The organism is Nonomuraea lactucae (genome assembly GCF_003313395.1).
GTDB classification, from domain to species: Bacteria; Actinomycetota; Actinomycetes; order Streptosporangiales; family Streptosporangiaceae; genus Nonomuraea; species Nonomuraea lactucae.
In genome coordinates this window covers 1-10280 of sequence record NZ_QNFZ01000204.1, presented here as the reverse complement: position 1 = coordinate 10280, position 10280 = coordinate 1, and the positions used below count along the sequence as shown (strand labels likewise).

Annotated in this window: 11 protein-coding genes and 1 pseudogene; 7 read left to right on the top strand and 5 right to left on the bottom strand. The window is 71.7% G+C overall.

From position 1 onward, the window contains the following. From DQW85_RS12850 to DQW85_RS12830, 5 genes and pseudogenes are all read left to right on the top strand, one after another. A pseudogene (locus DQW85_RS12850) lies at positions 1 to 964 on the top strand (hypothetical protein); the annotation flags it as partial. 25 nt (positions 965 to 989) lie between these two features. Then, positions 990 to 1412: a roadblock/LC7 domain-containing protein gene (locus DQW85_RS12845; protein WP_113700549.1), complete on the top strand. Its 423-nt coding sequence runs from the start codon at positions 990 to 992 to the stop codon at positions 1410 to 1412. Positions 1413 to 1438: 26 nt separating this feature from the next. Beyond that, on the top strand, positions 1439 to 1801 hold the full coding sequence (locus DQW85_RS12840; RefSeq protein WP_113700548.1) for a DUF742 domain-containing protein: 363 nt from the start codon (positions 1439 to 1441) through the stop codon (positions 1799 to 1801). Further along, the gene (locus DQW85_RS12835; RefSeq protein ID WP_113700547.1) at positions 1782 to 2357 is read left to right on the top strand and encodes a GTP-binding protein; all 576 of its coding nucleotides are present in this window, start codon (positions 1782 to 1784) and stop codon (positions 2355 to 2357) included. Before DQW85_RS12840 ends, DQW85_RS12835 begins: the two co-directional genes overlap by 20 nt. Before the next feature lie 106 nt (positions 2358 to 2463). Next, positions 2464 to 3531 carry a hypothetical protein gene (locus DQW85_RS12830; RefSeq protein WP_113700546.1) on the top strand — a complete coding sequence of 356 codons (1068 nt, stop codon included), beginning with the start codon at positions 2464 to 2466 and terminating at the stop codon, positions 3529 to 3531. Positions 3532 to 3626: 95 nt separating this feature from the next. On the opposite strand, the gene DQW85_RS12825 is transcribed toward DQW85_RS12830, so the two are convergent. The 3 genes from DQW85_RS12825 to DQW85_RS12815 are packed head-to-tail and all read right to left on the bottom strand — an operon-like array spanning position 3627 to position 5668. After that, entirely contained in the window at positions 3627 to 4397 is a 771-nt protein-coding gene (locus tag DQW85_RS12825) for a TetR/AcrR family transcriptional regulator (RefSeq protein WP_113700545.1), read from the bottom strand. Between the two features lie 55 nt (positions 4398 to 4452). After that, positions 4453 to 5397, bottom strand: a complete 945-nt coding sequence (locus DQW85_RS12820) for an ABC transporter substrate-binding protein (protein ID WP_113700544.1) — start codon at positions 5395 to 5397, stop codon at positions 4453 to 4455. A gap of 52 nt (positions 5398 to 5449) precedes the next feature. Further along, the gene (locus tag DQW85_RS12815; RefSeq protein WP_113700543.1) at positions 5450 to 5668 is read right to left on the bottom strand and encodes a hypothetical protein; all 219 of its coding nucleotides are present in this window, start codon (positions 5666 to 5668) and stop codon (positions 5450 to 5452) included. A gap of 430 nt (positions 5669 to 6098) precedes the next feature. Between DQW85_RS12815 and DQW85_RS12810 the strand changes: the two genes are divergently transcribed. Both DQW85_RS12810 and DQW85_RS12805 read left to right on the top strand, forming a co-directional pair. Continuing rightward, positions 6099 to 8708 (top strand): sensor histidine kinase, encoded by a 2610-nt coding sequence (locus DQW85_RS12810; protein ID WP_113700551.1) that lies wholly within the window; start codon positions 6099 to 6101, stop codon positions 8706 to 8708. Positions 8709 to 8774: 66 nt separating this feature from the next. Further along, complete coding sequence (locus DQW85_RS12805) at positions 8775 to 9089, top strand: DUF742 domain-containing protein (protein ID WP_240197134.1); 315 nt, start codon at positions 8775 to 8777, stop codon at positions 9087 to 9089. On the opposite strand, the gene DQW85_RS12800 is transcribed toward DQW85_RS12805, so the two are convergent. Together DQW85_RS12800 and DQW85_RS12795 are read right to left on the bottom strand one after the other, a co-directional pair. Continuing rightward, complete coding sequence (locus DQW85_RS12800; RefSeq protein WP_113700541.1) at positions 9067 to 10044, bottom strand: SIS domain-containing protein; 978 nt, start codon at positions 10042 to 10044, stop codon at positions 9067 to 9069. The genes DQW85_RS12805 and DQW85_RS12800 overlap by 23 nt on opposite strands. After that, positions 10041 to 10280 (bottom strand): hypothetical protein (locus DQW85_RS12795; RefSeq protein WP_205315078.1); only part of this gene is annotated, 240 nt, incomplete at its 5' end. The genes DQW85_RS12800 and DQW85_RS12795, both read right to left, overlap by 4 nt.

Genomic DNA, 10280 nt, shown 5'->3' with positions numbered 1-10280 from the left:
CGGCTCCGCCCAGGCCGTGCCGCAGCCCGGCGGTCCGGGGCCGGGCGCCCCCGTGCAGAACGGCACGTTCCGCTCGTTCAACAGCCTCGACTCGTTCGGGGCGAGCCCCGCCGGTGTGGCGGGCGCGAGCGGACCCGGTCCCAACGGTCCCGGTCCGAACGGCCCCGGTCCGAACGGCCCCGGTCCGAACAGCCCCGGTCCGAACGCGCCGGGCGCGAACGGTCCCGGCCCGAACGGGGCCGACGCGAACGGCGCCGGGCGGGCGCGCAACGGGACGCCGCGGTTCACGGCCGACACGGACGGCGGGCCGTTCAGGCAGCCGACGTTCGACACCGGCGGCTACCCGTCGTACCCGGGCCAGTCCTACCCCGGCCAGGACCGGCCTGGCAGCTTCCCGTCCTATCCGAGCACCGAGAGCGCTTTCCCGCCCGTCCCGGCTTCATACGACACCGCGGACGTGCGCAGGCCCGACCCGCATCCCTCGGTGGACGTCTCGCCGATGGAATCCGACGAGGAGTTCCTGCCGATCTTCGCCTCGGTGGAGTCGGCGTGGTTCCGCAGGCCGCCCGGCGAGCGGGCCCCCTCGACGCCGTCAGCGCCTTCGAAGGCGGCGACGGCGGACGAGGCGGACTCGGCGGACCCGGGTGAGCAGCAGTCCGTGCAAGCCGTACCCTCTGGGGAGGAAGCGTGGCGAACCGCCGCGGACGCCGGATGGCGTGCGGCGGCGGCGGCCAGCGACCCCAGCCTCGGCGGCATCACGGCCGCCGGGCTGCCCAAGCGCACCCCCAAAGCCAACCTGGTGCCCGGCACGGCGAGTCCGTCCACCGAGCGGCCACAACCGCAGACGCGGCAGGCTCCGGCGCCGCCGGTCTCCGCCGAGCGGATGCGCAGCCGGATGGCCGGCTTCCAGCAGGGAGTGCGGCGTGGGCGTGCGGAAGTACGCGAACAGGAGGAACGAGAGTGAGCGAGCGTCCTGCCAGGGAGGGCGAGTGACAACCCTTAGCCACGAGGCGCATCGGTTCGACTGGCTGATCACCGACTTCGTGCGCAACACCCCCGGAGTCGCGCACGCGGTCGTCGTCTCCGCCGATGGACTCTGCCTGGCGAGCTCCGAGGGCTTCCCGCCGGACCGGGCCGACCAGCTCGCCGCGGTCTCGGCCGGACTGCTGAGCCTGACCGTGGGCGCGTCCCGCGTGTTCGAGGGCGGCGCCGTGACGCAGACCGTCGTTGAGATGCAGCGCGGCCTGCTCATCGTGATGGCGATCAGCGACGGCTCGGTGATCACCGTGCTGGCCGCGCCCGACTGCGACATGGGCCTGGTGGCGTACCAGATGACGCTGCTGGTCGACCGGGCCGGACAGGTCCTGACTCCCGCCCTGCGCGCGGAGCTCCAGGCGGCCAGGACACGGTGATGCAATGACGCTGATGGGAGCGGGTCGTGTACGGGGCTGACGGGATCGGGGACGACGAGCCCCTGTTCCGTCCGTACGCGGTGACCGGCGGCCGATCCGAGCCGCGTTACCACCTGGCGATGGAGACGCTGATCTCGTCCATGTCCATTCCGGACGACGAGATGGCCTTGCTCACCCCCGAGCAGGAGGCCATCATGCAGCTCTGCCGTTCGTTCCGGTCGGTCGCCGAGATCTCGGCTCTGCTCCGCGTCCCGCTGGGCGTGGCACGGGTGCTTGTCGCGGACATGTCCGACGAAGGGCTCGTCCGTCTGCACCAGCCGCGCCTCAGCCAGGGACAGCCAGACCTCAACATGCTCGAAAGGGTGCTCAGTGGACTTCGCAGGCTCTAACCCTGGCCTCACGTCAACGAAGATCGTCGTAGCGGGTGGGTTCGGCGTCGGCAAGACGACGTTTGTAGGGGCGGTGTCGGAGATCCTCCCGCTCACCACCGAGGCCGTCATGACGGACGCGTCCGCGGGCATCGACGATCTCGGCATGACCCCGAACAAGCAGACCACCACGGTCGCCATGGACTTCGGCCGCCTCTCGCTCGACCGTGACCTGATCCTGTACCTCTTCGGCACGCCCGGGCAGCACAGGTTCTGGTTCATGTGGGACGACCTCGTGCGCGGCGCCATCGGCGCGGTGGTGCTGCTCGACACGCGGCGGCTGGCCGACAGCTTCCCCGCGATCGACTACTTCGAGGAGGCCAAGCTGCCCTTCGTGGTGGGCGTGAACGGCTGGGACGGGCAGTTCCCGCACACGGAGGACGAGGTGCGCGAGGCCCTGGCGCTGCCGTCGCACGTGCCGATCGTGCGGACGGACGCGCGCAACCGCGAGTCGGTGAAGTCGACGCTGATCGCGCTGGTGGAGCACGTCGTACGGCTGCGGGCCGCGCCCGTTTAGTAGCGCACAGTCGCACTTTTCCGGAAATTTCCAAGAATGGACGGATTGGCGAGAAAGATCACACTACGCTGCTAGGCCCTGTCCGACTGAAGGGAGCAGCCGCATCGTGTGGATCGCACTCGCGGTGTCAGCCGTCCTCGTCGTCGCCGTGGGCCTGTGGTGGCTGCGCCGTGGCCCGCTCGGCGGCGATGGAGCCGACGAGCGCTTCGAGGACGACGGAGGCCGGGGCTGGGCGTCGCGGCTCGGGCCCGAGGCCGGGATCGCGTTCATGGAGGGCCTGCGAGCCTGCTCCGACGAGGGCGAACCGCTGAGCGTCGGCAGGGAACAGGGCGTGCTGACCACGTACGACCCGCCGCGGCTCATCTCGCTCCACCTGCTCGCCGACCGGTTCGCGGCGACGGGGGAGGACGGGCTGCACGATCCCGAGCGCACGGTCAGTGAGCTGATCGCCAAGTGCTCCGCCGTCGAGCAGCCGGGCGTGCTGCACCTGCGCACGGAGTGGTTGACCGGCATGGTCGACGGGATGGACCAGCGGCACTTCGCCGAGGCGGTACGCGAGATCGTCTGCGGGCCGCGGACGGCGGGCGTCGCGGCCTGGTCGGTGGACGAGAACATCGGCTCCCTCCAGATCACCGTGCGGGACCAGCCCGCCCCGCCGGACGGAGACTCCGCTGCCCGGCCCGCCACGGCCCTCCAGGACGCCGCCCGCGATGCCCCGGCCTCCGACGCCACCCCTGCCCCCACGACTCCCTCCATCGCCCCCACGCCGCCTCCAGCGCCCTCCTCAGCCGCCCCCACGCCGCCTCCAGCGCCCTCCTCAGCCGCCCCCACGCCGCCTCCAGCGCCCTCCTCAGCCGCCCCCACGGCCCCGAGGCCGCCTGAGCCCGCGACTCCCGAGCCCGCCGCCCCGGACGCCTCCGCTCCGGCTTCCGGCGCCTCGGAGGGCGCCGATCTTGAGGACGTCAACACCATGATGCTCGACCTCGCACTGATCCTCGACCGCTACCGCGAGGTGCGTGCGGAGCAGCGGGCGGCGACGGTGGAGGCGCTCCTGAGGACCGTCGTGTCCCGGGTGATCGCGGGTGGCGGCCCTGGCGTGACCTGGGTCCGGCCGCCCAGCCCGAGGCAGCACCAGATCGTCCTCGCAGCCGCCACCGCCCCCGACCCCCGCTGAACCCGACCCCCGCTGAACCCGACCCCCGCTGAACCCGACCCCTGCTGAGCCCTCCCTGACGCACCGGCCCCGGCCGACCCGTCCCCAGGGGCTCGTCAGGAGGCGCCGTCGCGACGGCGTACCAGGGTCTCGATGCCGTCCAGGAGGCGTTCGAGCCCGAACTCGAAGGCATGGTCGGCGCTGTAGGCGCCGCCGAAGGCCTCGCCGGCGGCCTGGCCGACCCGAGAGGCCGTGGGGTAGCGGGAGGCGTCGGCGATCCGGCCGAGGAACGGCGCGTGCGCGGACCACCACTGCTCGTCGGTCATCCCGGTCCGGCTCTCGGCCTGCGACGCCTCCACCGCCCCCCGGGCCGTGCCGTGCACGAACCCGGCCACCAGCGTGATCACCGAGTCCATCTCCACGTCGGTCAGCCCGATGCCGTCGACGGCCCGCAGCTCGTAGTCGTACTTGGCCGTGACGTTCGGCCCCAGCACCGGGCGGCTCGTGGCGACCTGCAGCAGCCACGGGTGGCGCCGGTACAGCGACCAGTTCTCTCTGGCGATCAGGTTCAGCCGCTCCCGCCAGCCGCCGGGCGCGTCGTCCGGCTTGGCCGTCTCGGCGTACACGGTGTCGAGCATGACGTCGAGCAGCTCCGGCTTGCCCGGCACATACGTGTAGAGCGACATCGTGCCCACGCCGAGCTTCTCGGCGACGCGGCGCATGGACAGCGCCTGGAGACCCTCGGCGTCGGCCACCTCGATCGCGGCGCGCACGATCCGGTCGACGCTGAGGTCGGGCTTCCCCTTGCGGCTGGCCCGCTCGCTGGTCCGCCAGAGCAGCGCCAGGCTGCGGGCCGGGTCGCCCCTGCCGGTGTACTCGATCGTCACCCTCGTACGGTACAACGTACGGGCACCCGGGCACCCCCGGAGGGCGGCCGGCGGTCTAGCGAGGGATCCACTCCTTCCAGACGATCTTGTTGTCGGCCGCCCACCGTTCGGCGGCCTGAGCCGGGGTCAGACGGTTGTTGATCATGTCGCTGGCGACCGCGTTCTGGTTGTCGTTCGACCAGGAGAAGTTCCGGACCAGCTCGTACGCCTTGCCGCCCTTCTCGGCGAACGACCGGCTCACGATCTTGTCCAGCAGGTACGGCGGGTAGTCGCAGGCGACCTTGGCCGTGTCGGCGTCACAGCCGATGGCGTACGGGGGAAGGTTGATCTTGACGAGCTTCACCTTGGCGAACAGCCACTGCGGCTCGTAGAAGTACATGAGCAGCGGCTTCTTGTTCTTGGTCGCGTCCTGGGCGGCCTTGATCAGGGCGGCCTCGCTGCCCGAGTAGACGACCTTGAAGTTGAGGCCGAGGTTCTTGACGAGGGCCTCGTCGTTGGTCACGAAGGTCGGGTCGCCGGCGAGGAACTGGCCTGCCTCACCGGACTCGGGCGTCTTGAAGAGACTGGCGTACTTGTTGAGGTTCCGCCAGTTGGTGATGTCCGGATATTTCTTGACCATCCACTCGGGGACGTACCAGCCGATCACGCCCTTGTTCCCGGTGAGACCGGCCGAGACCGCGGCCTTCTTGTCCTCGATGAACTCCTTCTTGAGGTCCGGATGACCCCAGTTCTCCACGATGACGTCGACCTTGCCCGCCGCGAAGTCCTTCCAGGAGTCGTTCTCCTTCATCTCCCGCATGCGGACCTCGTAGCCGAGCTCGTGTTCGAGCAGGTGGGCCAGGACCGCGGCCTGGGCGGCGTAGCCGTCCCAGGCATGGATGTCGATGTTGATCGTTTTCTTCCCGCTGGACGGGTCGGGCTCCTCGCCGGAGCAGGCCGTCAGAAGCAGGACCGCCACGAGCGGTGCCACGAGTGTCTTGGTGAGTGTCTTGGTGCGCATCAGCGTCTCCGCGGCCGGGCCCCGCCCGAGGGAGGCCCGGTCAAGAGGGGGGTTACTTCGGGATCCAGGCCTGCCATCTTGCCGTGTCGGCCTCGACCCGCTTCCTGGCGGCCTGCTCGCCCGTCGTGCCGCTGCAGGCCGGGGCGCCGGCGGTGGACCCGAGGCCGAAGAGCGAGAGGATCTCCGCGGCCCCGGCGTGCCTGGCCGGTCTTCTCGCGGAGCTCGGCGGTGTCCGGAGAGCGGAGCTCGGCGGTGTCCGGAGAGCCGTCATCGGATTCCAGCGCTCTTTCCGCCCTCGGGGCGAAGATCTTCCACAGCCCGTCGGCCGCGATGGCCGCACCGCCGGGAGAATCTCCCACATCGCCTCCTCGCTCGCCGGGGCTCAACATATGGCGTCGATAACGCAAAACTCAACGCTGTGACGGACCGGCGCACCTGCTGCCCCTCATCGTTACAGGATTAAAACGTGTAAATCAGCCCAAAATCGGACATTAAACGTTTACGGTGAGCGTCTGGAGCATGAAGATCGACAAATGTGGGGCTCCAGATTGGGGTTCTGGCGGAACGGTAGTTGACTTTTGTCGGCTTATGTTCCTTGGCCGAACCGCTCGGTATGTGTTCCAATAACCCGCACCCGTTGGTTTTTCCCAGGAGTCTCAGGACCTTCAAATACGCCGATTTCGGGCGAGGGGTTGCATTCGGTGAGTACAGAGTCAGACGTGCGGCAGGCGCACGGAGGGAGCTGGCGCCTGCGCAACTGGCGTGTCCGGGCGCGGCTCGTCGCACTCATCCTCGTGCCGACCGCCGCGGCCGTGCTGCTCGGTGGCGTGCAGGTGTTCGCCTCGACGGGCGCGGCGGCCGACTACGCCCGCACCAACCAGCTCGCGCGGCTGTCGGAGCAGGTCGGCGGGCTCACCCACGTGCTGTCGGCCGAGCGCGCGCGGACCGCCTGGTACATCGCCAGGGGCCGCCCCGCCGGAGCGCTGCCCGCCGTCCGCGAGCGGATGGCGGAGGTGGACCAGGCCATCCGGCTGGTGAGGTTGAGCGCGGACGACCTGAGGGGCGAGGTCACGGGCCGCACCGCCGACCAGCTCGACACCATGGGCAGCCGCCTCGACGGCCTCACCGGCCTGCGCCGCCAGGCGCTGGAGGCCGACCTGCTGCCCGCGGCGGCCGTCGAGCACTACACGACGATCATCGGCAACCTGCTCTCCATCCACAACGAGCTCGTCCAGGGCACCCAGGACGACGAGCTGTTCAGGCAGACCCGCATGCTCGCCGCGCTGAGCCGCGCCAAGGAGAGCGTGGCGCTGCAGCAGTCTCTCGTCACCACGGTCCTGGTCGAAGGGGCCTTCGACCCCCAGCAGCTCCAGCGCTTCCTCGGCGAGATCTCGCGCGAGCAGGCAGAGCGCAAGAGCTTCGCCGCCGAGGCGACGGCCGATGAGCGCCGCTTCTTCGACGAGACCGTCAACGGCAGGACCGCGGACCGCATGCTGTTCCTGCGCGAACTGGTGCTGATCAGGGCCACGGCCGGGCAGCCCCTTCGCGGTCTGGATCTCGGCAAGCGCGACGACGCCCGGGAGTGGTCCGAGGCCGCCGGCGTGGTGGTCGACTCGATGCGGACGGTCGAGCGGCGGCAGGCCGCCGGCATCGTGAGCCGCAGCCAGGCGCTCAGCTCGGCCGAGCACCAGCGCGCCTACATCATCGCCGGGGCGGTGCTCGCGCTGCTCGTGGCAGTCCTGCTGATCACCACCGGAGTGGCCAGGTCGCTGGTACGCCCCCTGCGGCGGCTGCGCGGCGAGGCGCTTGAGATCGCCGGCCACCGGCTGCCCCAGTTCGTCCAGCGGCTGCGGGAGGCGCGCGACGGCGCGGTGGACGTGGAGGTGCCGCCGATCGGCATCTTCTCCAGGGACGAGGTCGGCGAGGTCGCGCGGGCGTTCGACGAGGTCCACCGCGAGGCCGTGCGGCTGGCGAGCGACGAGGCCAGGTTGCGCTCGAACGTCAACGCGATGTTCGTCAACCTGTCGCGCCGCAGCCAGACGCTCGTCGAGCGGCAGCTGACGCTGATCGAACGGCTGGAGCGCGGCGAGCGCGACGACAACAGGCTGGGCGACCTGTTCAAGCTCGACCACCTGGCCACCCGCATGCGCCGCAACAGCGAGAACCTCCTGGTCCTGGCCGGTCAGGAGGCCGCGCGCAAGTGGAGCCAGCCGGTCGAGCTGATGGACGTGGTCCGCGCGGCCCTCGGCGAGGTCGAGAGCTACGACCGGGTCAACATCCAGGTCCGCTCGGACGTCGCCGTCGTCGGCCAGGCCGTGACCGACGTGGTGCACCTGCTGGCCGAGCTGGTGGAGAACGCCGTCTCCTTCTCGTCGAGCGACACCAAGGTCCTCATCTCCAGCAACCGCATCGACGGTGGCGGGCTGATGATCGCCGCCAGCGACCAGGGCATCGGCATGACCCACGAGGAGCTCGTCCAGGCCAACCACCGCCTGGCCAACCCGCCCGTGGTCGACGTGTCGGTCTCGCGCCGGATGGGCCTGTTCGTGGTCGGCCGCCTGGCCCTGCGGCACAACATCAGGGTGCAGCTCCGCCGCCAGGACGTCGGCGGGCTGACCGCGATGGTGCTCCTGCCCGAGACGCTGCTGACGTCCATGCCGGGCGCCACGCAGCCGCCCCTCGCCCAGATGCACAGCCCGACGCAGGAGCCGATGCCGGGCCCGATGCCGGGCCCGCCGCCGGGTGGGATGCCGGGCACGATGGAGGGCGGCATGCCGGACTACGCGCGGAGCGGCTACGAGGCGCCGCCCTTCGCATCCGGGCCGATGGGGCCGACGCCGTCGATGCCCGGCTACGGGCACCCGTCGTTCGACGGCGTCACGCCCGCCGAGACCCCGTCCTGGTTCTCCACGGACCGCACCCACTCGGTGGAGCTGCCGGCGCCCCCGTCGGCGCCGCCCGCGCCCGGCCCGAAGGACGACTTCCTGCCGATCTACGCCTCCGTCGAGTCGAGCAGCTGGTTCACCAGACCGGCGGCCACGCCCGACCACGGCGAGGAGAGCTGGTCGTCGCCGGGGGACAGCGGGTGGCAGGCCGCCGGAGCGGTCGGCGAGCCCGTACGGAGCGGGACCACGACCTCGGGGCTGCCCAAGCGGACGCCGAGGGCGAACTTGGTGCCGGGCACGGCGGCGGCGCCCTCCGCGCCACCCGAGCCGCAGCCCCCGGTCTCGCCAGAGAGGCTGCGCAGCAGGCTCGCCAGCTACCAGCAGGGCATGCGCAAGGGCCGTGCCGAGCTGGGAGAGGACGCGTGATGGGAGTGGACGTTGGCATCGTGGCATGACGGCGAACCGGAGGCGGAGCGCAGCTCGCTGGTCCGGATGTACGCCGTCACCGGCGGGCGCACCGCGCCGCGCAGCGACCTCGCCATGGAGGCGCTCGTCTCATCGGCGACATCGGCCCAGCTCGGCCTGACCTACCCCCGGGAGTACCGGGCGATCAGCGAGCTGTGCCGTCAGGTGAGATCGGTGGCGGAGGTGTCCGCGCTGCTGGCCATCCCGCTGGGCGTGGCGCGGGTGCTGGTGGCGGACATGGAGGGGGAAGGGCTGGTCCGCGTGTACCAGCCGCAGCACGAGGAGGGCCTGCCCGACAGGCGCCTGCTCGAAAGGGTGCTCAGCGGCCTGCGCAGGCTCTGACCGCCCCCCACCAGCGGGCGGCGACCAGCTCCGCCACCAGGGTCTCCGTGAGGAGGGCGACGTCGGGGTCGTCGTCGTGCCGGTAACGGACCGCCGCCGCGGCCCCCTCGACGTCCGCCCCCACCGCGAGCACCGTGGAGCCGCGCCGGCGTACCCACTCCATGGCCTGCCCGTCGTAGCGGGACCCCGGGAAGAGCAGGGCACGGTAGTCGAGGGTCTTGGTGAGGTAGACGTCCACGTGCGCCCAGTCGCCGGTCTCGCAGGCGTCCGCGGGACGGCGCGGGCCCTCGCGCACCATCAGCGCCGACTGCTCGGCCGACGACAGGCGCTCGGCCGGGGCGATCGTGTAGACGCCGTGGGGGCCGTCGAGGAGGTTCAGCGCCTCCGGCAGCCACGTCCCGCGGCGATCCAGGAGGTCGGCGGTGGCCTCCGCGCTCCGCCGTACGAGGGAGGGCAGGTCGCGGCGCGCGCCGGTGAGGCGGGACTCCAGGGCGAGCAGCAGGGCGAGCGTGTGCTGGAACGTGCGGCAGGAGACCCCGCCCCGCTCCTCGCCCGCGTGCAGGGGGACGACCAGGCCGGCGGCCTCGGTGACGGGAGAGCCCGGCGCGTTGGTGAGCGCGACCGTGAACGCCGGGGTGCCGGCGTAACGCGCGGACGCGTCCAGGGTCTCACGGCTGCCGCCCGTCGCCGAGATCGTGACGACCAGCGTGCCCGGGGTGGCGGGGTAGGTGGCGGCGGCCGAGGCGTAGTCGGCGTAGGCGTCCACCCCCGCCGCGCGCAGCCGGAGGGCGGCCACCCCGGCGGCGTACCGGCTGCTGCCCATGCCGAGGAAGAGCACGCGCTCGACGCCCTCCGGCAGGCCGTCGAAGGGGTCGGCCGCCTCCAGGGTGGCGGCCAGGGCGGCGAGGGCGGCGGGCTTGGCCTCCAGGTCGGCCAGGTACAGCTCGGGGTTCACGGGTTCTCCTCGGGATACCAGGTCCGCAGGACGCCCATCGGGGCGTAGCGCCAGCGGGGGAGGTGGCGGGCGGCGTAGATGAGCTCCCGGCACTCCTGCTCGATCTCGAACGGGCGGATGAGCGTCTCGTCGAGCAGGCCGGGCCCGCCGCGCTCTGCCAGGCGGCGCCGGTAGGCGGCGAGGACGGCGTCACGGGCCTCGCGCGCCCAGCGCACGGCCTCGCCGGGCGGGGTGCC